This window comes from Flavobacterium noncentrifugens (assembly GCF_900100375.1).
Lineage (GTDB): Bacteria > Bacteroidota > Bacteroidia > Flavobacteriales > Flavobacteriaceae > Flavobacterium > Flavobacterium noncentrifugens.
The window spans coordinates 661,524-688,117 of sequence record NZ_FNEZ01000001.1; the positions used below are offsets into that span (position 1 = coordinate 661,524).

The window sequence follows — 26,594 nt, forward strand, 5'->3', positions numbered from 1 at the left end:
GACTAAAAAACTACTCGTGTTTCAGGTAAATTTCTTCAACAGCCGATTTTTCCTTTCTTTCTGTTGGAAAAAAGAAACTAATTGGCTTTCTTTTAAAGTGTTTCCAGATTGCCTGGGCTACAAAACGCAATTCGAACAATGAAATGTTGCGGGAACGAAATGCAAGTCCGAGTGACAAGCTAAAACTCACCATAAAATTCACCAATCCGATGATCCCGATGCCAAAAATTCCCCAAACCAACATTGATTGGCTGACGGCATAATTGGCGCCATACAATCCCAAAGCGAGGTTTCCGCTTGCAAAAGTAATGTGCCTAATGTCTAAATTCAAACCCAAAAACATCCCGATGGAAGCCGTACTTCCCATAAAAATGCCAAACCAGAAATTCGAAATCACGCCTGCTCCTTTCTTTTCGTATATTTTGGCCAGCTTAGCCGTTTTCTTCCGCCCGAATGTCCGTTTCAAAATTGGGTGTTCCTGAATCCTGAAATACACCTGGTTGTGCTTGTCCCGGTTCGCAATGCTTCCCGAGATAATTCCTGAAAGAAAAAGAAAAACGCCTGCAATCGCAGCGTGTAAGATCGCCAACGAATGAATCGGGCTTAAATCGTTGATCAAAGTATGCCATTTCGTGGCAGCGATATTGTAATGAAAAATACGATCGATTGCCCAGATCCCAAGCCACGAAACCGGAAAAGCCATAATGACATTTCCAACAAAAGCGATAAACTGCGACCGGAAAACACGTGCGAATAAAATCGAAAATGCACCGTATTTCTCCACATTTTTCCCCTGCTTTTTAGCACCTTCTTCCAAAGCACGCACCAAAGCCGAGGCTGTCATCGCAGGCTGTTTGGTGGCTAATGTAAATCCGAGCAGGTAAATCGCGATGAATCCAAACGCATAATTCATGCTGTAATAAAACGCATGTCCGAAAAAACTCGCATCGACTTTCCCGAGCAAAACTTTAATGATGCACAAAACTCCAACGATAAATCCGCCGCCGAGCGCAGCCCAAAACATCTTAAAATATTCCCTGCGGCTTTCGGTAATGTAATGCTCGCCTGTTTTTGCCGTATGCTGCGTGATTTCATAGGAGATCAGTTGCGTACTTTCAGAAATGAATTTCCGCACGTTATTTTTATAGCAATTGTATTTAATGAGCTGCAATCCCAGCGAAATGCTGTTGGTTTTTTTTTCCTTTTGGCTTTCTACTACAAGCAGCGGAATCAAAACTTCCAGCCTTTTTAATTGTTGCCTTATTTTTAGTAAATTTTGGTTTACCCGAAGTGAAATGCCGTATTTCGAACTGTTGCTAAACGCTTTATCGACAAATTCCTCACATTGCTTATGAAGCACCAAAAGTTGTCGGTAGGACAGATCTTCGGCTGAGATAAAATGAACATCCGTACTTCGGATGCGCTCTTCAATTTGCAGCAATTCCATTTCAAAAGCGGTAAACGGGCTTTCGAGATCGTCAAATTCCGGCACCATTTTAATAACGTCGGTTTCCATGGCGCGGCCGCTCATTCTTTGCGTGATCAGGTTCATGGCAAGCAGTGTTTCCGACAAGGGCGAATCGGGCTCGGTACTTTTGTAAATAGAGTCAAATTCGAGAATATCAAACAATTCTTCGAGCTGTTCTAACGGAATTTTTTCAATCCAAATGCGGTCTGAAGCCAAATGAAAAACCTGGTTCAGCACATATTCCATCCGGTCTTTCTGAGGCTGGTTCGGTAAAATCTTAGCCGAAATCCGGGCCCGCAGTTCCCTGAAAAAATTCACATCCTGCAGCATTGCCGCATCCGACAGGAATTTGTTAAACTTTTTATGGTATAAAATACCATTGAGGTATTCTGAAAACTGGCGGTTGCAAACGGGATGCATTTTTAAGAATGAAATCAGTCCGCTTAAATCAATTGCTTCGATTTTTTTTGGTTTTTTCGGACGGATCAGCCGTACCAATTCGACCAAAGTATCGAGATCATCTTCATCTTTCTGCCACGAAATTCCGCCTTCGCAATGGCTTGCGATAAAACTTTCTGGCGTGGCTTTTTGCTTGGATCGTAATTTTGGAAATTTCATTTTTTTGCGGCTGTAATTGGTAAAAATACGAATTGAACCCCAGAAATTGCTTAACTTGCTCATAAAATAAAGTGCTCCAATGGTTGAAATAGAAAGAAAATTCCTCGTCAATTCGTCTGATTTTAAAGCACAGGCTTTTGCCAAAAACCATATCGCTCAAGGTTATTTGAGTTCCGATCCTGAGCGAACCGTCCGCATTCGGATAAAAGGCGAAAGCGGATTTTTAACGATCAAAGGAAAAGGCAACGAAACCGGAATGACGCGGCTTGAATGGGAAACCGAAATTTCATTGGCAGAAGCCAAACCGTTGCTTGCGATTTGCGAAAAAGGCATCATCGACAAAATCCGTTACGAAGTCAAATCTGGTAAACACACATTTGAAGTCGATGAGTTTTTCGGGGAAAATGAAGGTTTATTACTGGCAGAAATCGAATTGCACCATGAAAATGAAGATTTCAAAAAACCCGACTGGCTCGGAAAAGAAGTGACCAACGACGAACGGTATTACAATGCTTACCTGAGCAAAAATCCGTTTTCAGAATGGACAAAATAAAAATGTACGACCTCATTATCATTGGCGGTGGCCCGATTGGACTGGCCTGTGCGATCGAAGCACAGCGCAAAAACCTGAATTACATCATCCTTGAAAAAGGCGCGTTAACGAACAGCATTTTTAATTATCCGTTGTACATGACGTTTTTTTCAACTGCGGAAAGGCTTGAAATTGGCGGCATTCCGTTTAATTGCTTAGCACCGAAACCCGGCCGCGCCGAAGCTCTGGAATATTACAGGAACATCCACCGGTATTTTGATTTCAATATCCGGTTGTTTGAAAAAGCAGAGAAAATTGAAAAAGATAGCACTGGAATCTTTCAGGTCAAAACCGATAAAAACCATTATTCGGCTACGAATGTCGTTTTAGCAACCGGATTTTACGACATCCCATTGTATTTAAATATTCCTGGGGAAAACCTGCCGAAAGTACGCCATTATTACCGTGAAGCGCATGAATATGCTTTTGGGAAAGTATTGGTCGTTGGCGCCAACAATTCTTCGGTCGATGCTGCGTTAGAATGTTATCGAAAAGGCGCTGAAGTCACGATGGTCATCCGGAAAAATGAAATCAACGAGCGCGTGAAATATTGGGTCAGGCCCGATATTGAGAACCGTATCAACGAAGGCAGCGTGAAAGTTTATTTTGAATCGAATATTTGTGAAATTCGCGAAAATGAAGTCGATATTGTGACACCGAAAGGTAAAATTACGTTAGAAAATGATTTCGTGCTCGCTTTGACCGGTTATCGTCCAGACTTGGATTTCCTTCAGAAAATCGGAATTCATTTATCAGACGACGAACGAAAAGTTCCCAAATACAATCCAGATACGATGGAAACAAATATTCACGGTTTGTACCTCGCCGGCGTGGTTTGCGGCGGTATGGAAACACACAAATGGTTTATAGAAAATTCGCGCGTTCATGCCGAAATGATAGTGAATCACCTCACAGAAAATATAAAAAAATGAAAAAAATCTTCTTTTTAATAACGTTTTTAGCCTTGTGTTCCTGCAACAAAAACCGCGTTTATAACAAATTTGACCGCGATTTTAAAGACAACCGTTGGCTGAAAACGGATGTGCGGACATTTGATTTTACTATTTCAGATGGCAATCAGAACTATGATTTATTGTTTGATTTTAGTCATGTAGACGAATTCGTTTTCAATAACATTCCGATAAAAATGGAAATTGCAAATCCTGACGGAAGTTTTACCACTGAAAATTTCCTGCTTAAAATTACCGATGCAAATGGCAAAGGACTGGGCGATTGTTCTGGGGATTACTGCGATTTGCAGCAAGCGGTTTTGGAAAATACCAAACTCGCTGCAGGAAAGTATAAAGTTTCCATATCCAATGGATTTACAAATGATTATCTGCCAAATGTACTTGGAATCGGAATCGTAGTAAATCGTTCAAAAGACCAATAAACCAAACTATGAAACATTTTTCCCTTATCCTTTTCAGCATTTTATTTTCAGTTCAGATCGGTTTTGCACAGAAAATGACGACAATTACTTATTTTCAAAATGACACTTTAAAACTCGATCTGAATTTATTTCTCCCCGAGAAAAAATCAAATGAAAAATTACCGCTGGTTTTATTCGTACATGGCGGCGGATTTGGCGGCGGGCAAAGTAAAGACGGCAACAGTTTTTGTGAATACCTTTCAAAAAACGGTTATGCGGCAGCAACGATCAACTACACGTTGTATATGAAAAACAAAAAGTTCAGTTGTGACGGCGTGCTGACAGAGAAAGTAAAAGCATTTCAGTTTGGTGCGAATGACTTGTGGCTGGCGACTTCTTATTTTGTTGAAAATGCCTCGAAATTCAATATTGATCCTTCAAAAATATTTGTTTCCGGATCGAGTGCCGGGGCAGAAACTGCTTTGCATGCGGCATTCTGGGATCGAAACCTGATGAAAATGTATGATCTTAAACTTCCCGAAAACTTTAAATATGCCGGAATAATTTCGGGTGCTGGCGCCATTATGGATTTAAATTTAATCACGACAAACAATGTCATTCCGGCTTTCTTTTTCCACGGAAGCGGCGACAGCACTGTTCCTTATGGTACAGCATCGCACCACTTTTGTAAAACAAATGCTTCCGGCTGGCTGATGCTTTTCGGGTCACATTCGATTTATGATAAGTTGATTGAAATGGATAAATCGGCATCATTGTACACTTTTTGTGGCGGCGGGCATGAATATGCCGGAACTTTATTCGAAAAAGATCCACAACCGATACTGGCTTTTCTAAATGATGTTTTGGCCGGCAGGAAATTCCAAAACCACACGATTGTTCCAACAGGCAAAAAGAACGAAATTTCATCTGCTTACAAATTCTGTAACTAGCTTTTAATGCCAAAAACTTGGTAAACGACGTTGTTGACGTACTAGACCACGTTGTTCGACGTACCTGATCACGTTGTTCGACGTACCTGATCACGTCATTGACGTACCCAACCACGTTGCTGGACGTATCTGACTACGCTAAAGACGTACCTCAACACGTCGAACAACGTATCAAACCACGTCGAACAACGTATCAAACCACGTCAATGACGTATTCAGCCACCTTTTTATTTAATATGCTGAAGTTTTGCCAAAACAAAAACCCACCAGAAAATGCTTCCGATGGGTTTTTCACAAATTAAAAAATCAAATCTTCTTACTGCCAACCGCCGCCGAGTGCGCGGTACAATTCAACAACCGCCTGCAATTCCTGCAACCTGTCGTTGATGCCGCTAAGCTGGGCAGATAAAAGGCTTTGCTCTGAGGTCAGCACGTCAGTATAGTTTGTGGTCGAAGTATATTGCAGCAATTGCTGGGTATAATCGACTGCTTTTTGAAGTGCGTCGATTTGTTTTATCCTCGCCTGCTTTTTTTCTTGCGCCATTTGGTACGAAAACAATGCATTTGAAGTTTCTTGTCCTGCAATCAATAGTGTCTGCTGGAAGTTGTTGTAAGCCTGAATCTGTTGTGATTTGGCTACAGCCAATCGGGATTTGTTTTCTCCACGATTAAAAATCGGCTGCGTGAGTCCGCCCACAATACTATAAAACACCGAATGGTCGAAGAAATCCCTTATCTGCAAAGTCGAAAGTCCGCCATTCGCTGTTAGCGTTAAGCTTGGATAGAAATAGGTTTTCGCGAGGTTGGTATTTTCAAATGCATTCCTGAACGTAAATTCGGCTTCCTGAACGTCTGGGCGGTTTTTGAGCAATTGCCCCGATACGCCGGTGGCAAGATTTTCAGGAACGGTTTCGCTTGCAAGCATATTTCTGTCGATGGTTCCTGGCGGTTGTGAAAGTAAGATATTCAACGCGTTTTCTGTCTCGCGGATGCTTTGTTTTAAATCCGGGATCGCCACTTCGGCTGCATATAGATTGGCTTCGCTTTGTACGACAGCGGCGCCGTTTACGATCGCACCTTCTTTCAACGCTTTGACAACCTCAACGTTTTTGATGCGGCTTTCGAGCGTTTGCTGCGTGATCCTGAGTTGTTCGTCAAGTGCAATTAAATTGTAATACGTATTGGCAATATTCGCGATCAATTGGGTTTGCACGGCGCGTTTGGCAGCATCTGTTCTTAAATAACTAGCCAATGCCATTCTTTTGCTGTTGCTGATTTTTCCCCAGATGTCTGCTTCCCACGACGTACTCAAATAAGCGCGATACGTGTCTGTTAGCGTATTGATATTGATTCCGGCAGGAAAATTCTGTGCAGCATCCGAAGCCCGGTTTCTTGTTGCATCGGCTTTAAAATCCAGTGACGGATAATAAGCCAGTTTGCTTTGTCGCAACGTTGCCTGCGCCTGAACAATGTTTTGTATCGCATTCTGCAGATCTGCATTTTGTGCCAATCCTTTTTTGATAATGCCTTTGAGTTTTTCATCTGAAAAAAGCTGTTCCCATGGCAATTTTGCGATCGTCGTTGAATCGGTCGTTTGTACATCGCGGTATAAATTATTGGAAGCCACTTTTGGCGTTTGGTATTTTTGCGTCACGCAGGCACTTAGCAACAGTGCTATTGCGAGGCTTCCAAAAATGACGCTTTTATATCTCTTTATCATGATCTGCTGGATTATTGTTAGGATTTGATTCACTTAAAGCCGGCGCTTTCGGAATGTCATTTTCATCATCGTAATCGAAAGTTGGTTTTGCCGGGCCGCTGAGTTTTTCCTGTAACGTCTGGAAAATCACAAACAAGGCAGGAATGATAAACACTCCGAGGATGGTTCCGAAAAGCATTCCGCCAACCGCACCGGTTCCAATCGATTTATTTCCGACAGCTCCCGCCCCGCTTGCAAACATCAACGGCATCAATCCGAAGATAAATGCAAATGAAGTCATTAAAATCGGGCGGAAACGTGCTTCGGCACCTTCAATCGCTGCCTGTAAAATCGGCAATCCCTGTCGCCTGCGGTCGAGTGCAAATTCGACGATCAGAATTCCGTTTTTGGCTAAAAGCCCGATTAACATAATCAGTGAAATCTGTAAATAAATGTTGCTGTTCAGTTTGAATATAATTGAGAACAAATAAGCTCCAGCCAATCCGAAAGGCAACGATAAAAGCACCGCAAACGGAAGAATATAACTTTCATACTGTGCACTCAAAAGGAAATAAACGAAAATAAGGCACAATAAAAAGATGAATGCTGTTTCACTTCCCGATGCCAATTCTTCACGCGTCAATCCAGAGAATTCATACCCGTAACCTGCTGGCAATGTTTCAGCGGCTACTTCCTGGATCGCTTTGATCGCATCACCCGAACTGTAACCTGTATTTGGCGCGCCTGTTACCCCAATCGATGTAAAAAGGTTGAATCGGGAGATGGCTTCAGGGCCGAAAACGCGGTTCATCTTCACAAACTCCGTGATTGGTGCCATCGTTCCGGCTGAATTGCGAACGAAAATGCTGTTCAACCCTTCGGGGTTTTCACGGTATTCCGGTGAAGCCTGGATCATGACGCGGTATTGTTTACCGAATTTATTGAAATTGGAAGCATAAATTCCGCCATAATAACCCTGCATCGTACTCAAAACCGTATTGACGCTGACACCTGCATCTTTACATTTTTCAAGGTTGATTTCCATCATAAATTGTGGGAAATTCGGGTTGAAAGAGGTTGTGGCATATTGAATTTCGGGGCGTTTTGCGAGCTGCGCTAAAAAGTCGGTGTTGACTTTGAAAAACTCATTTGTCGTATGTCCGCCTTTGTCCTGAAGCTGGAATTCAAATCCGCCGCTTTGCCCAAATCCCTGAATGGTCGGAGGCGAAATGAAGAAAATACTCGCTTCGCGGATTCCGCCGGTTTTCATGAACAGCTCTTTGATAATGTCATCTACGCTTTTGCTCCGCTGATCCCATGGTTTGAGTCTAAGGATTACCATACTGTAAGCACTTCCGGCTCCGGCCGTAAAGTTCTGCCCGACGATTCGGAGTGTGGTTTTTACTTCCGGAAAAGTATGGGCGATGCTGTCGACTTGTTGTGCGATAATCGTAGAGCGTTCCATCGAAGATGATGGTGGCAGGCTGATATTGGCAAAAACAACACCCTGATCTTCAGAAGGAACAAATGCAGACGGTGTGGTTTTCATCATATAAAATAACGCTGCTGAAGCGACTAAAATTGACACCACAACAATCCATTTTTTAAGGGATAGGAATTTTACCGAACGTTTGTATTTTCCCGTCACTTTTTCAAAAGACACGTTGAAAGCAGTATAAAAACGCTGCATGAAACCTTTGTGTTTGTGGTCATCGGCATGCGGTTTCAGCAATAGCGCACAAAGCGCCGGACTCAGCGTTAACGCGTTTACGGCAGATAAGATAATCGCTACTGCAAGCGTGATCCCGAATTGTTTGTAGAAAACTCCGGTAGAACCTGTAATAAATGTCACCGGAATAAATACCGCCGCCATGACAAGCGTAATCGAAATGATCGCACCGGATATTTCATTCATCGCATCAATCGAGGCTTTTCTTGAAGATTTATAGCCGGCATCGAGCTTCGCGTGCACGGCCTCGACGACGACAATCGCATCATCGACGACAATCCCGATTGCAAGTACAAGTGCAAAAAGCGTCAATAAGTTAATCGTAAATCCAAAAAGGTTCAGGAAGAAAAACGTTCCTACGATCGCAACCGGAACCGCAATCGCCGGAATTAAAGTTGACCTGAAATCCTGAAGGAAAATAAAAACCACGATGAATACGAGTATAAATGCTTCGATCAGCGTGTGGATTACTTTTTCAATCGAGGCATCGAGGTTGTCGTTGACATTGATTAGCTCGGTATATTTAATTCCTTTCGGGAATGTTTTTGAGGCTTCGGCAATGATTTTTTTGGATTCGTTGATGACATCACGCGCGTTCGATCCCGGAGTCTGGCTGACTGCAAAACCAACCGATTGCAAACCATTTGTGCGTGTTGTTGAGGAATAGGTTAGGGAACCCAATTCGACTTTTGCAACATCTTTCAACCGTAGGAATTGCCCGTTTGATTGTGATTTTACGATAATGTTCTCAAATTCCGATTCGCTGACCAAACGGCCTTTATATTTGATGACATATTGAAACGCCTGGTTTCCGTTTTCACCAAATTTCCCTGGCGCGGCTTCGATGTTCTGCTCTGCCAATGCGGCTGAAATATCACTCGGAATTAATCCGTATTGCTTCATCACATCGGGCTTGAGCCAAATCCGCATCGAATAATCCTTGCTGCCAAAAACCGTAACTTCACCGACTCCTGTTACCCTTTGGATTTGCGGAACCAGATTGATCTTTACATAATTCTGCAAAAATGTCTGGTCATAACCCTTGTCTTCACTATATAAAGAAACGATCAATAAATTACTGCTCTGGCTTTTGGTTACGGTAACTCCGGCCTGTGTCACTTCGGCTGGCAAAAGGCTTGTCGCCCTGGAAACACGGTTTTGTACGTTTACTGCGGCAAGATCGGGATTGGTCCCCACTTTAAAAAACACCCTAATAGACGCTGTCCCGTCATTTGTGGCAGACGAAGTCATATACGTCATGTTCTCGACACCGTTAATTTGCTCTTCAAGCGGAATGTTGATGCTTTTCAAGACCACATCAGCATTCGCACCCGAATAACTGGCGGAAACGTTGACCTGTGGCGGCGCAATGTCGGGATATTGTGCGATCGGAAGCGCCGTTAACCCTAAAATACCCAATATTACCACGATGACCGAAATAACCGTGGAAAGTACCGGGCGTTGTATGAATTTTTTAAACATCTTTGATTATTTTAAGGTTGCATAAACGGTTTCTGCGCTTTCCATTTTGGGTTTGATCTGGGTTTCGTCTTTAAGATTTGCAACCCCTTCGAGAACGATCTGGTCGCCCGCTTTGAGTCCGCTTTCAACTACATAAAAGTTACCGATCGTATTGTCAAGTACTGTAATTACGGTGTTTTTCGTTTTTCCGTTTTTATCGACAACGGCTGCAAAACGCTTGTCCTGCAATTCGAACGTAGCGCTTTGCGGAATGATGATGACGTTTTTCACTTCTTGTGGAATCCTGACTTTGGTGCTGCTTCCGCTTCGGATAATGCCTTTTTGATTTGGGAAACGCGCCCTGATGTTTACAGATCCGGTTTCGGTATTGATCAATCCGTTAATGGTTTCGATTTTTCCTTTTTCTGCGTAAAGCGATCCGTCGGAAAGCAACATCGACACTTCAGGAAGTTTTGCGATTTTCTGTGCCAGTGTGCCTGAACTGTCTTTTGTAAAACCAAGCAATTGCTTTTCATTGAATGCGAAGTATGCATACACGTTTCCGATGCTTGAAACGGTCGTCAGCGGATCTGCATTTGCAGAACTTACCAAACTTCCGAGACGAAACGGAATTGATCCCACTACACCATTCACCGGACTTTCTACAGTCGTGTAACCAAGATTCGTCCTTGCGTTTGCCAGGCTGGCTTTGGCCTGGTCCAATGTTGCCATGGCAGCTTCATAATTGTATTGCGCCGATTCGAGGTCGTATTTGCTGATGATTTCTTTTTCAACCAGCGGTTTTACTTTGTTAATCGCGAGTTTTGCAGCGCTCACATCGGCTTCGGCGCTTTTGATGCTTGCGGTCGCTGTCCTGACTTCCTGCTCGTACTGCGGTGCGCTGATCTTGAATAACGGCTGCCCTTTTTTTACAACGGCGCCTTCATCAACATAAATCTTGTCGATATATCCTTCGACACGAGGGCGGATTTCTATATTTTGCTGGCCTTGGATACTCGCCGGATAATCGGCATATAAGGTTGAAGTCATCGGCTGCAGTGCTACAACTTTATATTCTTTGGGTTGCGCAGCAGCGGCTTGTGCAGCCTGATCGTCTTTTTTTCCGCAGGAAGCTAAAAAAAGCATTCCTAAAAGTGTGCTGGCGATTGATGTCGTTCTCATGTGCGTATGGATTGGTGTTAGGATTTATTTTTTTCTATTTCTTTAAATTTTTTGATGGTCCGAAGCAGCAGTTCTTCCATTTGAAGGACGTGCCGTTCGTATTCTTTGGTGTGTTCGAGGTTGTCGAGTTCGGCAGTAGTAGTGGCTGTTTTTTGCCGATAAGACATCATTCGCTTGATGATCTCTTTTTCAAAACCGATGATCTTGACGTAATTCAACATTCGCTCGCTGAAAGGCGACGGGCGGTAATATTTCTTACGATCGCCGGGCAAAGTATAATAAGTGATGTTACCCAGTTTTAGCAGCAGGTTCAGGCTTGTAGAAACCGAACTTTTGCTGGCGTTTGTCTGCTCGACAAGCGATTCGAAAGTGATTTCGAATTTGCTGCCATCAACGATCAAAATTCCTAAAATCCTGGAAGCAAGCGGTGGAAGATGGTGCACGGTTTCAAAGTGAATCCCAAACATTTCGATAAGTTCCTCTTTCTCTTTTTGGATGTCCATTTTTTAAAATTTAGACACAAAGATACTTCTAGTTCGTTTACAACCGAACCAAGCGAACTTAAATAATTGTTAAATAATGGCTAAATCGATTTCGTAAAAAACCGGCGATAAAGCCGGTTTCATTAAGTTATATGTAGTGTTATTTGTCTTCTACTTCAATATTCACGGTTAATCCGCCTGTATTCTTGTTGTCGACCAGTTCCATGAAAGCTCTTTTTGTGATGTCAATTTCCCTGCCTCGCGTAAATGGGCCACGATCCTGAACTTCAACAATTACGAATCTGCCATTTGCTGGATTTGTGATTTTTACTTTGGTTCCGAATGGAAATTTCCGGTGTGCTGCAGTATATTTCTGGTTGTCGAATTTGATTCCGCTTGCGGTTCTTTTGCCGTTGAATTTATCATGATAATAAGAAACATGCACGCTTTTCTTGAAAGCTTTGAACTTTCGTCTGGTATTTGCGAGACTATCGAGTGTGGCCTGATTTGGTTTGGCTGCTGCCAATGCTGTAGTATCTGCTGGCGGGGCAATTTTTGAAGTAATGGAAAGTTTTTTATCCGTAGCAGCAAGGATTTTTGCATTTTCTGCGGCTTTTTTATCTGCTTCTGTTGGCTTTGCTGATGTTAATTTGTCGGTTGTTATAGTTTTTTTATCCGAAATTGCCTCTGCTTTATCAGCTGTTTTTTTTGTATTCGAAACTTCTGTTTTTTCTACAACTGCTTTGGCTTTATCTGAAGTTTTTTTCTTTTGCGAAAAGCCATTGGCAAATGTCAAAAGGGTAAATAACAGAAAAAATATTTTTTTGTATTTCATAAGCTGTATTTTGGTTCAGGCGCGGTTTTTAACAAATACTGTTCCTAAATGAAAAAAAGCCCTATTGTAAGGCTTTTCGTTTGAATTAAATCCAATGGCTCCAAGGTATCCTGCTTAAAATCAGCAGCAATCCGAGTGCGTAGAAAATGGCTATTTTTTTGAATTTTGCCGGACTTTCAGTCGCTCTTTTATGAGTCGACCATCCGATTGTGATCAGGACGATTGCGATTAAATTAATAAATGGATGCTCGATTACCGTCAACCTCAGTTCAGGATTTTTCATAACTGTTCCCATTCCCAATTCCCTTATTTTAGAAAATCCGAGTGGCGAAGTAAAGTACAAAATCATCGCAATCAGAAACTGGACGTGTGTAGTGATGAGCCCGAACAAAGCGATTCTTCTGTCTTTTGGGCCAAAAGGTTCTTTAGATGAAATGCCTACAAGTGAGTTGATTACCGTGATTATTAAAGTCAGCAAAACAACGTAAGCCCAGCCTGAATGTGCTTTCAGAATAAATTCGTACATGATGTTTAGTTTTTTTTGAACCTCAAATATAAGTAAAAAAAGCCTCACATTGCTGCAAGGCTTCAAATATAGAATGGTTTAAAATTACTTGTTTTTCAAAAAATAGTTCAATAAGAACGTTGTAGAACTGTCGTGATTTTTGACGGTTTTGGAATTGATTTCTTCTAAAATTGAACTGGCTAGTTGTTTTCCAAGTTCAACACCCCATTGGTCGAAGCTAAAAATATTCCAGATGATGCCTTGAACGAAAATTTTATGCTCATATAACGCGACCAATGAACCTAGAGTTTCCGGTGTCAATTGATCGATTAAAATGCTATTTGTAGGATTGTTTCCTGTGAATACTTTAAATGGCGCAAGGAAATCGGCTTCTTTTTCTGAAAGGTTGCTTTTGGCGAATTCAGCACGGACTTGCGCTTCAGTTTTTCCGTTCATCAATGCTTCGGTTTGTGCGAAATAATTCGACATCAACTTGTCGTGATGGTCCTGGTCACCGTATAACGGTTTCACAAATCCAACGAAATCCGTCGGGATCAATTTTGTTCCTTGATGAATCAATTGAAAAAAGGCATGCTGCGAATTCGTTCCCGGTTCGCCCCAAATGATTGTTCCCGATTCATAGTCCAATGCTTTTCCGTTGCGATCCACACTTTTTCCGTTGCTTTCCATCGTTCCCTGTTGCAAATAAGCCGGAAGCCTGTGCAGGTATTGAGAATACGGAATCAAAGCTTCGGTTTCTGCACCAAAGAAATTGTTGTACCAAATGCTTAGCAAAGCCAAAGTTACCGGTAGATTTTTCTCAAATGGCGTCGTTTTAAAATGTTCGTCCATTTCGTTTGCGCCTTTCAGTAATTTGTCGAAATTTCCGAATCCGACAGCAAGCGCGATCGATAATCCTACGGCGCTCCACAGTGAATAACGGCCGCCAACCCAATCCCACATTGGAAAAATATTGTCTTCAGCTATCCCGAATTCGGTTACTTTTTTAATATTGGTAGAAACCGCAACGAAGTGTTTCGCGACGTCTTCTTTTTTGGCAGATTTCAAAAACCATTCACGGATCGTTTCAGAATTGGTCAACGTTTCCTGAGTTGTAAACGTTTTGGAAACAATAACGAATAAAGTCGTTTCAGGATTTAGAGTTTTGATGGTTTCGTGAACGTGATCGCCGTCGATGTTTGAAACGAAATGAACATTAAGCTGATTTTTGTAGAATTTAAGCGCTTCAACAACCATAACAGGCCCAAGATCTGAACCTCCGATTCCGATATTTACGACATCAGTGAAATTTTTTCCGGTGAAACCTTTGCGGGTTCCGTTGATGATTTCGGATGAAAAACGTTTGATTTTATTTTTGACTTCGTAGACTTCCGGAATGACGTTCTCGCCATCCGCTTTGATGTTTGCCGATTCAGGAGCGCGTAATGCGGTGTGCAATACCGCGCGGTTTTCCGTTTGGTTGATCGTGTCGCCTTCGAAAAATTTGGTCATGGCATCGGGAAGGCCGGCTTCATTTGCAAGTTGCAATAATAGGTCGATGGTTTCCTGGGTGATGATGTTCTTTGAATAATCGATCAGGAAATTGTTCCATTGCAGGTGGAATTTCTCTGCCCTTTTTGGGTCTTGTTCGAACAATTCTTTCATGTTCGATTTTTCGATTTGGTTATAATGCTGCTGTAATTTTTCCCAAGCTGCGGTTTGCGTGGGATTTGTATTTTGTAATGCCATTATTTCTTGATTTTTGTAGATGCAAATTTACAATTAATGTTGTTAAGTTGCGGTTAAGTTTAGCCCTGATCGAAGTGGAAATTTTGCAGGATGAAATGATATTGTTTTTTGGCTTAAAAGAGCGACCGCAGGAAGCTACTTTTTAGGCATTAAAACAAATCATTTTGACAAAAAAATTGCAATGAGAGCGGGATTGGCTCCTGAAAAAAATAAAAAGTTAAACCATTAAGGAATTAAGAAACATTAAGGCTTAATTTAACTTAATTCCTTAATGGTAAACTGTAAAATTTAGACAACTTATTTTTTGAATTTTACTGCAGCCAGGCTATCCAGTTCCTGTTTCAATGGTTTCATTTCGGATAGGAACCTTGGCAGATTGCGCTTGTCCATGGGTTCCGAATTTGGAAGCTTGAGTTTGAGCGCATCAACCTGCACGCCGTTTTTCCAGAAACGGTAACACACATGCGGCCCGGTCGCCAATCCTGTACTTCCAACACGTCCGATGACATCGCCCTGATTGACGCGCTGGCCACGTCGGACGAGGATTTTTGACATGTGTAAATATTGTGTGGAATACGTTCGGTCGTGTTTGACTTTGACGAAATTCCCATTACCTGCAGTAAATCCGGTTTGTTCGACAACACCTGAAGCGGTTGTCATGATTGGCGTTCCCGTTGGCGCGGCATAATCGGTTCCTTTGTGCGCTTTCCAGATTTGCTGTACTGGATGAAAACGGTGCTGGGTATAATGAGACGTGATGTTTACGTACTTGAGCGGTGCTTTTAGGAAGAAATTCTTTAGTGCTTTTCCGTCTTCATCAAAATATTCGAGTTTGCCCGAACCTTGGTTTTGTTCGAATGGAAACGCATAGATCATTTTGCCTTTGTATTCGAAAAACGCAGCTTTTAGACTGTCAACGCCATCGTAAATGGAATCGTCAATGTATCTTTCTGTAAAGGTAATCCCGAATTTATCACCTCTTTTGAGTTTGAAGAAATCGATCGACCAGGCGTATACTTTTGTAATCTGGCTGGCCAATGCCACGTCTACCTTTTGCTTGTTGAGTTCTTCGGAAAGTGAACCGTCAAGGCTTCCGGCAATTGTTCTTTGCTTCACCAAAACCGGACGGATTTTTTTGTAGGCCGAAATCGAATCGCGCAAATCGACAACATAATAACTGCCGCGATCTTGTTGGTAAATGAACACTTCAAGCTTTTTATAGCGATCTTTGGATCTTAAAAAAGTATAAGGTTTTCCAACGCGAATGGTGCGCACATCAAACTCATTTTTTATTTTTTCTACAATATCGTAAACACGTAAAGTATCTAAATTTTGTCCGTCTAAAATGCTGCCAAAAGTATCGCCGCCGCGAACGGTATCATGCACGACGTTGAACTCGTTGAATTTGAATCCAAATTGTTCTACAACCGGCTGCTTCACGTAAATTTCTTCAACGGTTCTATCCTCGTCGGATTTGTTGTTGCAGGAAACCAGCGTGATTAAAACGATGATGAATGCGGCTATTTTTTTCAAACTGTATTTTTTGGTTTATTTTTCTTCGCCCCAGTTTTTGAGTTCGTCTTCACTCCACAATTCCGGGAAAAAGATGCGGCGCTGGTATTTGGGATGCATGTATTTTTTCCAGTCGCTCCCGCCGGTTGCTTCACCGTTGCCTTGTCCACTGTCAATGTATTTTCTGGCAGCATTCAAATGGCCCATAACCCAAGTAATATTTACAGTATGGTCGTAGTGGCGCATGGCTTTGATGAGTTCGGGGTTTTTCTGGTCGGGTTCAGGAAGTTGCTTGAATTTTTGCCAGAGGTTGATGGTGTTGTATTCTTCCATATGGCGCAGGAATGACGCTTTGTATTTGCGTTCGAATTCTAAAATCAGGTATGATTTTTCGCCGGTTTTGTGGTCTTTTCCAGCTGCTTGCCAATACAAATGCTCGAAAGCGTGATCGTATGGCGTATTTCTGTCAATCGTCGCGCGGAAACGGTAATCGATTAAGTTGATCAGATCGCAGGAAGCAAATTCGATCAATCGGTATTGTGCGCTTTGGAAACCGCTGGCTGGTGTTAAAGTATTTCGGAATTTCATATATTGCTCCACTTCCATTCCGTCGCCCATAATATCGAAAGACGTCGTGAGCATGTCGAAATAACGGCTGATGCGCATCAATCTTTCGGTAAAGAAAGCCGTTTCTGGCCTTTCAGTATGACAAATCTGATTAATTTCCCACAGGATCATTTTAAACAGCAGTTCATTCACCTGATGGTACATGATAAATACCATTTCGTCTGGCAATGTCGTTCTTTGGGTTTGAAGGTTTAGAAGCACATCGGTTTGAATGTAATCCCAGTAAGTTATTGGCTTTGACCAAAGCAATCCTTCGAGATGCGTGTCGGTTTTTTGTCCGATGTCGTGGAATTTCGAATCCAGTTCCTGTAAGAGGTTTGTAGTATGTTCTGTAATGTTCATTATGGTTTTGCTTTTACCTTAAAGGAATATTTAAGGCCTTTGAATGCGTCTAGGTCGGCTTTAATAGATCCGACGGCGAGGCTCGCTTTGATGGCAACCGGTATTTTATTGTCGTCATCTGAAATCCAAACGGTTAAACTTTCCTGTTCCTTAAAAACCCTTCCGGATTGTACGTAAGGCCTGAAAACCATCGTTGGAACGACGCCAAATTTAGTCGATAAATCTTCGGTGCCAATAAATTTTAACTTAAACTTCGTGGTTTCGCCATCGAAAAACATGTCGATCATGACAGATTCTCCAACTTTTAATTTGTCAATTGTCGGATAATTTCTGAGGTAATAAAAAGTGGACATAATGTCCTGGGTATTGTCGGGAAAGCCGTAAGTAGATTCGGTTTTGTGTTTGTAATCTTTAACCAGGATTTTATTGGTCGCCTGATTGAAAAAGCCTTCCTGGTTTTTGGTATAGCCGCCTTCGTCTATTTTACGGACGAATTGGTATGGAACTCCGGTTTCCTTGTCGAAAAAACTTTCATAAGTATCATCCACTTTAAAGAAAAATCTTGACATTCCGGTCGTGTAACCTTTCCCTATCGCGTGGTATACTTTTTTGTTATTTCGAACCGCTTCCTGGACTTCAAGCGTTGCATATCCTGCGTTTACCAATCCGTAATGAATCCTGAATTTGAACCATTCGCCTACATCAAAAGCGCGTTCTTTTTGTGGTGTGCTAAAACCAAAAGCTGCAATAATCAATAAAAAAATCAGTCCTTTTTTCATTCTTTTCATTTTTTGACACCCCGAAAGCAATTTTCATTCCAAATGTATAAAAACAAAAAAACCCAGTCAAATTAATGACCGGGTTTTTATGCTATTAACCAACCAAAAAACTATAAATTATGAAAATTTATATAAAAATCGAAGGAAACCACTCCTTCTCTTTTTGCGAGTACAAAAGTATATCAAACATTGTGTTATTTTTAGTGAATATCTAACTTTAACACAACTTTTGTAAACTTTACAACTACAAGGATGGTAAAATTACACATAATGCAATTTTTGAATACTTTTTATAAAGTTCCGCGTTTTTCTTGCTCTCTTTCAATGGATTCGAAAAGCGCTTTGAAGTTTCCAGCACCAAAACCTTTGGCTCCCATGCGCTGGATAATTTCAAAAAACAGTGTCGGGCGATCCTGAACCGGTTTTGTAAAGATCTGTAACAGATAACCTTCCTCATCGGCATCGACCATAATGGCGAGTTTTTCAATTTCTGATAAATCTTCTTTCATCATGTCCATGTGCGCGCCAAGCCTTTCGGGAATCGCTTCATAATAAGAATGCGGCGGCGCAGATAAAAATTCGACGCCTCGGGATTTTAATTCGGAAACGGTTTTAATAATGTCATCGGTTGCAATGGCGATGTGCTGGATTCCGGGTCCGCCATAAAAATCAAGATATTCTTCAATTTGTGACTTTTTCTTGCCTTCTGCGGGTTCGTTGATCGGAAATTTGATGCGTCCGTTTCCGTTTGACATCACTTTACTCATCAAAGCCGAATATTCGGTATTGATTTGTTTGTCGTCGAATGACAGGAAATTTACAAATCCCATGACATCTTCATACCATTTTACCCAAGTGTTCATTTCGCCCCAGCCTACATTTCCAACCATGTGGTCGATGTATTTCAAGCCGGTTGGCGTGGGATTGTAATCAGTTTTCCATTCCTTATAGCCGGGAAGAAAGACACCGTTGTAGTTTTTTCGTTCGACAAAAATATGGACGGTTTCTCCGTAAGTGTAAATTCCGGAACGCACCACTTCTCCAAATTCATCGCTTTCAACCGTTGGCTCCATAAACGGAACAGCGCCGCGTTTTACAGTTTCTTCAAATGCGCTTCGGGCGTCTTCGACCCATAACGCAGCTACTTTTACGCCATCTCCGTGTTTTTTAAGATGGAGATTAATTGGCGAATCTTCATTTAATGGCGTGGTCAACACCAATCGGATTTTGTCTTGTTTCAACACATAAGATGCACGGTCGCGAACGCCAGTTTCCAATCCGGCGTAAGCCAATGACTGGTAACCGAAAGCGGTTTTGTAGAAATGTGCTGCCTGTTTGGCGTTGCCGACGTACAATTCGACATAATCTGTTCCTAATAAAGGCAGGAAATCCTGTGCGCCTTCGAATATTTTTTCGAGTCCGTATTCTACGTTTTTTATCTCTTTTGACATAATGTTTATTTTTTATTTCGGAAATCATCCGAATGTTTTTGTTTGTTTTAATCTGACATTTGTCATTTCTCCTTTTTGTCATTTCGACGAAAGAGAAATCTCATCATCCGATATCCATTACGTGACTTGAGATTTCTCCTGCGTCGAAATGACAGGATTGACACATTGAATTATTCCAACCACGACTGGTAATACTTTCCATCATCCAATCCCATTGCGATTTCGGTAACCTGCAGCGGACGGAACGTATCAACCATTACTGCCAATTCTTCCGTAACGGTTTTTCCAATGCTGCGTTCCATTGCGCCTGGCGCCGGTCCGTGTGGAATGCCTTTCGGATGCAGTGTAATATGGCCTTGTTCGATATTATTTCGCGACATAAAATCACCGTCTACATAATACAAGACCTCATCGCTGTCGATGTTGCTGTGGTTGTAAGGCGCCGGAATGGCTTTCGGATGGTAATCATACAACCTCGGACAGAAGGAACATACAACGAAAGTTGAAGTTTCAAATGTTTGATGAACCGGCGGTGGCTGGTGTACACGCCCGGTTATCGGTTCGAAGTTGTGGATCGAAAATCCGTAAGGAAAATTATAACCATCCCAGCCAATGACGTCAAACGGATGCGTCGCATAAACGACTTCGTGAATCATGCCTTCTTTTTTAATTTTGATCAGGAAATCGCCTTTTTCATCGTGCGTTTCGAGTTCGGTTGGCAATTTAAAATCGCGCTCGCAAAACGGCGAATGCTCTAAATGCTGGCCTGAGGAGTTTTTGTAGCGCTTTGGCGTATAAAATGGCGCGAAAGATTCGACATAAAAAATGCGGTTTTCAGAAGTTTCAAAATCGATTTGATAGATAACGCCGCGCGGAATAATTAAGTAATCGCCGTATTCGAAGTCAAGGTTTCCGAGCATGGTACGTAATTTTCCTTTTCCTTTATGGATGAAAAGCATTTCGTCGGCATCTGCGTTCTTGTAGAAATATGTACTAAGCGATTCTTGAGGCGCGGCCAATCCGATGGTACAATCTTTATTGACTAGCATCGCTTTTCTGCTGTCTAGAAAATCGGCTTCAGGCTTTAGTTCGAAACCTTTAAATAGCAGTGCTTTGATATTTTTCCCGATTGCAATTTTCGGTTCAACCGAATAAGAAGCTTTGATTTCCTTGACCTGCGTTGGCCTGTGAATATGATACGAAAGCGAGGAATTTCCATGAAATCCTTCTGTTCCGAAAAGCTGTTCGTAGTAGAATCCGCCGCCGGGCTTTTCAAACTGCGTGTGGCGCTTTTGCGGAAATTTTCCAAGTTTGTGGTATATTGGCATGATGTGAAATTTAGGAATTGTGAGTTGCAATTTAAGATAGCCACGATTCCATCATTCCGGATTTCTCTTGATGAGGAATTTGAGATGTGACAATAAATCAGTCCAGAAAGGTTTCATATACACAAATATCGGAAAAATTTAATTTTATGGATTCTTTATTGTGAATTATTTATAAATACAAAAAAGGCATTAACAATTTTCATTATTAATGCCTTTTCAGATATTTTAAAAATCTTATTTGTCAGGGTTGTTCAATCGGCTGTTTCTTCGGCTGTATCCAAAATAAATTACGAAACCAATTAATAACCATGCGATCAAACGAAGCCAGTTTGTCCAGCCCAATCCGTAGATCATCGCAAGGCATACGATCACGCCCAAAACCGGAACGATGGGAAGTTTATAATCTGACAATGGCGCCTTAAATTCACGCTTCATATCCGGTTGTGTTTTTCTCAAAACGATCACCGAAATACAAACTAAAATAAATGCAAATAAAGTTCCGATACTCGTCATATCGCCCACAATATCTCCGGGAATGAACGCTGCGAACAATCCAACAATTACTAAAATTACAAGATTCGCTTTATAAGGCGTTTTGTATTTTGGATGCAGATGCCCGAAAGCCCGTGGCAGCAATCCGTCGTTGCCCATCGCGTAGAAAACCCTTGATTGGCCTAATAACATTACTAAAATCACAGATGTAAATCCGAATAAAATCGCCACCGTTACAAACTGCGCCAGCCACTCATAATTTGCGCCCATTGCAGACGTAATCGCATTGGCAACTGAAGCTTCTTTTCCGCCAGTCCTGAAAAATTCTACCGATTCGAGTCCGGTTAAAACGTGTGCAAACAAAATATATAAAACCGTACAAACGGCCAACGAGCCTAAAATTCCAATTGGCATATCGCGTTTCGGGTTTTTGGTTTCCTGCGCAGCCGTACTTACTGCGTCAAATCCAATGAATGCAAAGAAAACGGTTCCGGCAGCACCTAGAATACCCATAATTCCGCCAAAATGATGGCCTACGCCGTGTTCGTCTACAAACACAGAATTTTGAGGAATATAAGGTGTATGATTTGCAGGATTGATGAAGCTCCATCCGAAAATAATGATCAAAACTACAATCGCTACTTTTACAATCACGATCAATCCGTTTACAAATGCTGATTCTTTGGTTCCTCTGATCAACAACAAACTAATCACAGCCACAATAAAAAAGGCAGGTAAATTGATCATTCCGTGTTCTCCTGTTGCGGACGTTTGAAACGGCGAGTGCGAAAGCGCATACGGAATCGGACTCGTATGCAGCACATTGACCAGTAAATTATTGAGGTATTCGCTCCATGCGATTCCAACAGTGGCCGCACCTACGGCATATTCTAGAATCAAATCCCAGCCAATGATCCACGCGAGCAATTCGCCCATTGTGGCATAAGTATACGTATATGCACTACCGGAAATCGGGATTGAAGAAGACAATTCGGCATAACACAATCCTGCCAAAGCACAACCGATTGCAGCCACGATAAATCCTATGGTTACAGATGGACCGGCATTTTGCGCAGCAGCAGTTGCTGTACGAACAAACAATCCGGCGCCAATGATCGCGCCAATTCCAAGGGCGACTAACGACCAGGCAGTCAAGGTTCTTTTTAATCCTTTTTCAGATTCTGAAGCTTCCGCAAGCAAAAGGTGAAGCGGTTTTCTTTTCCAAATAGACATATAATTTGTTTTAAATTTGTTTGTGTTGCCAAATATATTGTTTTTTTACAAACTCTTAACAATTATATGAAGCTGCAGGCTGTTAAAACCAGAATCCGATCGCAAACCAGGCATAGCCTTTTGGAAGTTCCGGCGACCAGGAATATTTGAATTCGATGGGGCCGATGATGCTGTCGATTCCGTAACCCAAAGCATATCCGGTATAACGCACTTTTGCAAACCAGTCGGTTGTCGTAAACAGGTTGTCTTCAACATTGGCGATGTTTGCGGCAAAATTGATGTGGTTTTTCTTGAAGATTTCGTAGTCTAATGTTAAGGTTGACCTGATGTAACTGTCACCGGAAATGCTCAGGAAATCATAGCCGTAAAATTGCTTGAAGTTGTTGACTGCATTGTAGCCATATCCGCCAAGGATAAAATCAAAAACCTGATTGCTTCCGCCGATGGAAAATCCCGCATCAGCCTGGAATTTCATCGTGGCGTGCCTGAAAAGCTTTTTAGCAAAACCAATTTCCCCTTTTGCAATGGAGAACTGCTCAAAGGTGTCGGAATAATCCGCAGCAAATAAATATGATTGGAAATCGCCGCTGAAATACCAGCCGCGCTTCGGGAAATATTTATTGTCAAAAGAATCGAACTTGATCGATCCGAACAAACTGGTATAGGTGCTGTTTTCAAAAACCTGTTCGTTGCTTGGTAATGTACTCGATTTGACTTTGAGGTATTTCATTTCGACACCCGCGCCGAGGAGGAATTTCTGCACGAAAATCGTCTGCACATAAGCCTGGTTCGTAAAATCGGCATAATCAATATTGATCGATTCAATGCCATACTGATTCAGCAAAGCGCCATTTTGAAAATCAGTTTCGATGTTTCTGCTAAAAGCATTGTACCGCGATTTGAAGCCAAAACTCCAGTAAAAACCGTTGTCTATATAATAATCCAGGTTGTATCTGAAACTATCTCCAAGAATCACATCCACAGAAAAAATATCGTTTTTAAAGAATGTTTTCTTTTGCGTCAGATTCAGCAAAATCGCACTTTTATACAAACCATCATAATGCAGTCCGAATTTTAAAAAAGTCGTATTTGGATTTTCGGTCAGGTTGATGCACAAATCGTCATTGCCTTCATTGTTTTCGAGTGTGTAATTGATGCCACTAAAGTTCTGAGTTGCCGTTACGTTGTCCATCCCAAGCTGCAATTCATCATAAGTCACTTTCGAATCCTGCTTAAACCTTAATTTTCCAATAACATAAGAACGGGTATAATTTTCAAGCGGATTGATCGCAATGTTTTTAATGTGCAGCGTGTCGGCAAAAATTTTCGGGAATTTTTTATTGGCTTTCGTAGGGTCGCCTATGGCTTTGATCTGATCATAAACCTTCATCGCCGCTTCTTCACCTTTTTTAATGATGTCGCGGCCCTGGTCAAATGAAATCACGCTGTAATTCGTAATGTCGGGCTTGATGTAAATGTCAGTTCCCTTGACTTTTGCCTTCATTTTTTCGATCATCTGAAGGTTTGAGATCTGAACCAAAATCCGCGTCGCATCTTTCAGGGATTTCCTGTCTTTCAAATCGTCCTGAACATCGACGCCAATGATAAAATCGGCGCCGAGTTTCTTGATTTCCTCTATTGGATAATTATTCGTCACACCGCCATCAACAAGCAACCTTCCATCGATTTCAACCGGGGAAAATAGCGTTGGGAAAGCGCCGCTGGCCAACATTGCCTGAGGCAGATACCCTTTGTTCAGCAAAACTTCCTCGCCGGTTTCGATATCGGTCGCGATGCACAAAAATGGAATCGGGAGTTTGTTAAAATCGCGTACATTCCGGACTTTATACGTGAGTTTATTCAATAAATTGTAATTGTACATGCCTCGTGAAAGTGCCGTCGGGATTCCGATCCGGAGTTTATTGAACGGAAGCGTAAACGCATACAATTCGTCATTGCGCTTTTCATAAAAATTTTTCGATGCACGCGGAATAAAATCACTCAGCAATTTGTCAAAATCGGTATCATGAAATACCGAATCGATTTGTTCTGCGCTGTATCCTGACGCATACAATCCGCCGACGATCGCGCCCATACTGGTTCCACCAATGTAACTGATCTCGACACCGGCTTTTTCGAGTACTTTTAAAACCCCGATATGTGCAAAGCCTTTGGCGCCGCCGCCGCTTAAAACGAGCCCTATTTTTGGTTTTCTGATGGAATCCTGGGCGTATGAATTTTGGAAGGAAAGAAACAAGAAGCAAGAAACGAGAATAATGTGAACGGCGCGTTTTACCGCAAGAAAAGGCGGAAAATGCGGAATCTCAAACGATTCTTTATAATTCTGCCTCAGTATTTTATTCATTTATTCTTTGGGTTTATTGTCGTTGTAAAAGTCGGTAATTTTTTTGGCTTTTGAAAGCCCGATGACTGCCGAAATGTCTTTTTCAGATGCTTCTTTCAGTCTTTTAACAGATTTGAAATGTTTAATTAACGTTTGCATCGTTTTCTCGCCAATTCCGGGAATGGTTTCCATAGACGTTTGCAGCGCATTTTTGCTGCGCTTGTCGCGATGGAACGTAATCCCGAAGCGGTGTGCTTCGTTCCGCAATTGCTGGATCACTTTTAACGTTTCCGATTTTTTATCGAGATACAGCGGAATGTTATCGCCTGGATAAAACAATTCTTCCAGCCTTTTTGCAATGCCGATAATGGCGATCTTGCCACGCAATTCGAGCGTGTCAATGCTTTTTAATGCCGATGACAACTGCCCTTTTCCACCGTCAATGATAATTAATTGGGGCAACGGCTCGTTTTCGTCAAGCAGGCGTTTGTACCTTCTGTAAACGACTTCTTCCATCGACGCGAAATCGTTTGGGCCTTCAACGGTTTTGATGTTGAAATGGCGGTAATCTTTTTTGCTGGGTTTTCCGTCTTTAAAAACGACGCAGGCCGCCACCGGATTTGTCCCCTGGATGTTCGAGTTGTCAAAACATTCGATGTGCCGCGGTTCTTCGGGCAGTCGCAAATCTTTTTTCATCTGCGCCATGATGCGGTTTGTATGGCGGTCGGGATCGACGATCTGCATTTGCTTTAATTGATCGATGCGGTAAAATTTGGCATTTCGAATCGATAAATCCAGAATTTGCTTTTTGTCTCCAAGTTGCGGAACAGTGATTTTGATGTTTTCGCCCAAATCGACTTCAAACGGAACAATGACTTCGCGTGAAGTTAAATTAAAACGTTCGCGCATTTCTATGATGCCAAGTTCGAGCAGTTCCTCATCGGTTTCTTCGAGTTTTTTCTTGAGTTCCAATGTGAAGGAACGAATGACCGAACCGTGCGAAATCTGCAAAAAATTAATATAAGCCGCACTTTCATCCGACACGATCGAAAACACATCAACATTTGTAATTTTAGGATTTGCAACCATCGAACGCGATTGGTAATTCTCTAAAACTTCGATTTTTTCTTTGATGCGCTGCGCCTGTTCAAATTCCATTTCAGCAGCAAAATCCCCCATTTGTTTCTTGAAATTGCGCAGGCTTTCCTTGAAATTTCCTTTTAAGATCTCACGAATGGCGTTGACTTGTTCCTGATAGGTTTCAAGCGGTTCATGGCCTTCACATGGTCCTTTGCAGTTTCCAATATGGTATTCGAGGCACACTTTAAACTTGCCGCTTTTGATGTTATTTTCGGTCAGGTCGTAATTGCAGGTTCGCAGTGGATACAATTCCTTGATCAGGTCTAAAATCGTATGCACCGTTCTAAAACTGGTATACGGCCCGAAATACTCTGATCCGTCTTTGACCATTCTGCGTGTGGAAAATATCCGTGAAAACGGTTCTTTTTTGATACAGATCCATGGATAGCTTTTGTCGTCACGCAGCATCACGTTGTAACGCGGCTGCAGTTTTTTGATCAGGTTGTTTTCCAATAGCAAAGCATCGGATTCACTGGTAACGACAATGTGCTTGATCGTGACAATTTTCCTGACCATGACGCGAGTACGACCGATTTCATGCACCTTATTAAAATAAGAAAGCACACGTTTCTTCAGGTTTTTGGCCTTGCCGACGTACAGCAGCTTTTCATCCTTGTCATAATATTGATACACTCCGGGACTGTCCGGAAGGGTTTGTATCTGAAGTTCTAATGACGGGTTTTGCATGGCGCAAAGTTAGCAAA

General features: G+C 42.0%; 20 protein-coding genes. 4 read left to right on the forward strand and 16 right to left on the reverse strand.

Annotation, left to right across the window (positions count from 1 at the left end):
- Positions 1-10 precede the first annotated feature (10 nt).
- Positions 11-2,086, reverse strand: a complete 2,076-nt coding sequence (locus tag BLS32_RS02915; protein ID WP_091392400.1) for a recombinase — start codon at positions 2,084-2,086, stop codon at positions 11-13.
- Positions 2,087-2,165: 79 nt separating this feature from the next.
- On the opposite strand from BLS32_RS02915, the gene BLS32_RS02920 reads away from it, so the two are divergent.
- From BLS32_RS02920 to BLS32_RS02935, 4 genes are read left to right on the forward strand one after another with little or no spacing between them, the layout of a single operon-like run.
- On the forward strand, positions 2,166-2,639 hold the full coding sequence (locus BLS32_RS02920; protein WP_091391785.1) for a CYTH domain-containing protein: 474 nt from the start codon (positions 2,166-2,168) through the stop codon (positions 2,637-2,639).
- A complete protein-coding gene (locus tag BLS32_RS02925) occupies positions 2,627-3,610 on the forward strand; it encodes a YpdA family putative bacillithiol disulfide reductase (RefSeq protein ID WP_091391786.1) in 984 nt (327 codons plus the stop codon). Before BLS32_RS02920 ends, BLS32_RS02925 begins: the two co-directional genes overlap by 13 nt.
- On the forward strand, positions 3,607-4,071 hold the full coding sequence (locus tag BLS32_RS02930; protein WP_170227518.1) for a gliding motility lipoprotein GldH family protein: 465 nt from the start codon (positions 3,607-3,609) through the stop codon (positions 4,069-4,071). Before BLS32_RS02925 ends, BLS32_RS02930 begins: the two co-directional genes overlap by 4 nt.
- A gap of 8 nt (positions 4,072-4,079) precedes the next feature.
- Positions 4,080-5,000, forward strand: coding sequence for an alpha/beta hydrolase (locus BLS32_RS02935; protein WP_091391788.1), 921 nt, complete (start codon positions 4,080-4,082; stop codon positions 4,998-5,000).
- A gap of 316 nt (positions 5,001-5,316) precedes the next feature.
- Here the strand turns inward: BLS32_RS02935 and BLS32_RS02940 are convergent, their stop codons facing one another.
- The 15 genes from BLS32_RS02940 to uvrC form a co-directional block, all read right to left on the reverse strand.
- Positions 5,317-6,720: an efflux transporter outer membrane subunit gene (locus BLS32_RS02940; RefSeq protein WP_091391789.1), complete on the reverse strand. Its 1,404-nt coding sequence runs from the start codon at positions 6,718-6,720 to the stop codon at positions 5,317-5,319.
- A complete protein-coding gene (locus BLS32_RS02945) occupies positions 6,704-9,910 on the reverse strand; it encodes an efflux RND transporter permease subunit (RefSeq protein WP_091391790.1) in 3,207 nt (1,068 codons plus the stop codon). Before BLS32_RS02945 ends, BLS32_RS02940 begins: the two co-directional genes overlap by 17 nt.
- A 6-nt stretch (positions 9,911-9,916) precedes the next feature.
- Entirely contained in the window at positions 9,917-11,071 is a 1,155-nt protein-coding gene (locus tag BLS32_RS02950; RefSeq protein ID WP_091391791.1) for an efflux RND transporter periplasmic adaptor subunit, read from the reverse strand.
- A 17-nt stretch (positions 11,072-11,088) separates the two neighbouring features.
- Positions 11,089-11,574 (reverse strand): GbsR/MarR family transcriptional regulator, encoded by a 486-nt coding sequence (locus BLS32_RS02955; RefSeq protein ID WP_091391792.1) that lies wholly within the window; start codon positions 11,572-11,574, stop codon positions 11,089-11,091.
- Between the two features lie 139 nt (positions 11,575-11,713).
- The gene (locus BLS32_RS18675) at positions 11,714-12,079 is read right to left on the reverse strand and encodes a septal ring lytic transglycosylase RlpA family protein (protein WP_245699323.1); all 366 of its coding nucleotides are present in this window, start codon (positions 12,077-12,079) and stop codon (positions 11,714-11,716) included.
- A 394-nt stretch (positions 12,080-12,473) separates the two neighbouring features.
- The gene (locus BLS32_RS02965) at positions 12,474-12,914 is read right to left on the reverse strand and encodes a hypothetical protein (protein WP_091391794.1); all 441 of its coding nucleotides are present in this window, start codon (positions 12,912-12,914) and stop codon (positions 12,474-12,476) included.
- An 84-nt stretch (positions 12,915-12,998) separates the two neighbouring features.
- Positions 12,999-14,642 (reverse strand): glucose-6-phosphate isomerase, encoded by a 1,644-nt coding sequence (gene pgi, locus BLS32_RS02970; protein WP_091391795.1) that lies wholly within the window; start codon positions 14,640-14,642, stop codon positions 12,999-13,001.
- A 297-nt stretch (positions 14,643-14,939) separates the two neighbouring features.
- The gene (locus BLS32_RS02975) at positions 14,940-16,175 is read right to left on the reverse strand and encodes a M23 family metallopeptidase (protein WP_091391796.1); all 1,236 of its coding nucleotides are present in this window, start codon (positions 16,173-16,175) and stop codon (positions 14,940-14,942) included.
- Positions 16,176-16,190: 15 nt separating this feature from the next.
- A complete protein-coding gene (locus BLS32_RS02980) occupies positions 16,191-17,123 on the reverse strand; it encodes a tryptophan 2,3-dioxygenase family protein (protein ID WP_091391797.1) in 933 nt (310 codons plus the stop codon).
- Complete coding sequence (locus tag BLS32_RS02985) at positions 17,123-17,902, reverse strand: DUF3108 domain-containing protein (RefSeq protein ID WP_091392401.1); 780 nt, start codon at positions 17,900-17,902, stop codon at positions 17,123-17,125. Before BLS32_RS02985 ends, BLS32_RS02980 begins: the two co-directional genes overlap by 1 nt.
- Before the next feature lie 290 nt (positions 17,903-18,192).
- Positions 18,193-19,353: a 4-hydroxyphenylpyruvate dioxygenase gene (gene hppD, locus BLS32_RS02990; RefSeq protein ID WP_091391798.1), complete on the reverse strand. Its 1,161-nt coding sequence runs from the start codon at positions 19,351-19,353 to the stop codon at positions 18,193-18,195.
- A 170-nt stretch (positions 19,354-19,523) separates the two neighbouring features.
- On the reverse strand, positions 19,524-20,681 hold the full coding sequence (locus BLS32_RS02995) for a homogentisate 1,2-dioxygenase (RefSeq protein WP_091391799.1): 1,158 nt from the start codon (positions 20,679-20,681) through the stop codon (positions 19,524-19,526).
- Positions 20,682-20,915: 234 nt separating this feature from the next.
- On the reverse strand, positions 20,916-22,406 hold the full coding sequence (locus BLS32_RS03000) for an amino acid permease (protein WP_091391800.1): 1,491 nt from the start codon (positions 22,404-22,406) through the stop codon (positions 20,916-20,918).
- An 82-nt stretch (positions 22,407-22,488) separates the two neighbouring features.
- Positions 22,489-24,771: a patatin-like phospholipase family protein gene (locus tag BLS32_RS03005; RefSeq protein ID WP_091391801.1), complete on the reverse strand. Its 2,283-nt coding sequence runs from the start codon at positions 24,769-24,771 to the stop codon at positions 22,489-22,491.
- The gene (gene uvrC / locus BLS32_RS03010; protein ID WP_091391802.1) at positions 24,772-26,577 is read right to left on the reverse strand and encodes an excinuclease ABC subunit UvrC; all 1,806 of its coding nucleotides are present in this window, start codon (positions 26,575-26,577) and stop codon (positions 24,772-24,774) included.
- Positions 26,578-26,594 lie beyond the last annotated feature (17 nt).

Coding starts and splice junctions, on each gene's coding strand:
- BLS32_RS02980 (WP_091391797.1), bottom strand. CDS start 17,123: ATGAACATTACAGAACATACTACAAACCTCTTACAGGAACTGGATTCG.
- BLS32_RS02925 (WP_091391786.1), top strand. CDS start 2,627: ATGGACAAAATAAAAATGTACGACCTCATTATCATTGGCGGTGGCCCG.
- BLS32_RS02995 (WP_091391799.1), bottom strand. CDS start 20,681: ATGCCAATATACCACAAACTTGGAAAATTTCCGCAAAAGCGCCACACG.
- BLS32_RS02965 (WP_091391794.1), bottom strand. CDS start 12,914: ATGTACGAATTTATTCTGAAAGCACATTCAGGCTGGGCTTACGTTGTT.
- pgi (WP_091391795.1), bottom strand. CDS start 14,642: ATGGCATTACAAAATACAAATCCCACGCAAACCGCAGCTTGGGAAAAA.
- BLS32_RS03005 (WP_091391801.1), bottom strand. CDS start 24,771: ATGAATAAAATACTGAGGCAGAATTATAAAGAATCGTTTGAGATTCCG.
- BLS32_RS02955 (WP_091391792.1), bottom strand. CDS start 11,574: ATGGACATCCAAAAAGAGAAAGAGGAACTTATCGAAATGTTTGGGATT.
- BLS32_RS02920 (WP_091391785.1), top strand. CDS start 2,166: ATGGTTGAAATAGAAAGAAAATTCCTCGTCAATTCGTCTGATTTTAAA.
- BLS32_RS03000 (WP_091391800.1), bottom strand. CDS start 22,406: ATGTCTATTTGGAAAAGAAAACCGCTTCACCTTTTGCTTGCGGAAGCT.
- BLS32_RS02945 (WP_091391790.1), bottom strand. CDS start 9,910: ATGTTTAAAAAATTCATACAACGCCCGGTACTTTCCACGGTTATTTCG.
- uvrC (WP_091391802.1), bottom strand. CDS start 26,577: ATGCAAAACCCGTCATTAGAACTTCAGATACAAACCCTTCCGGACAGT.
- BLS32_RS02935 (WP_091391788.1), top strand. CDS start 4,080: ATGAAACATTTTTCCCTTATCCTTTTCAGCATTTTATTTTCAGTTCAG.
- BLS32_RS02930 (WP_170227518.1), top strand. CDS start 3,607: ATGAAAAAAATCTTCTTTTTAATAACGTTTTTAGCCTTGTGTTCCTGC.
- BLS32_RS02950 (WP_091391791.1), bottom strand. CDS start 11,071: ATGAGAACGACATCAATCGCCAGCACACTTTTAGGAATGCTTTTTTTA.
- hppD (WP_091391798.1), bottom strand. CDS start 19,353: ATGTCAAAAGAGATAAAAAACGTAGAATACGGACTCGAAAAAATATTC.
- BLS32_RS02985 (WP_091392401.1), bottom strand. CDS start 17,902: ATGAAAAAAGGACTGATTTTTTTATTGATTATTGCAGCTTTTGGTTTT.
- BLS32_RS02940 (WP_091391789.1), bottom strand. CDS start 6,720: ATGATAAAGAGATATAAAAGCGTCATTTTTGGAAGCCTCGCAATAGCA.
- BLS32_RS02915 (WP_091392400.1), bottom strand. CDS start 2,086: ATGAAATTTCCAAAATTACGATCCAAGCAAAAAGCCACGCCAGAAAGT.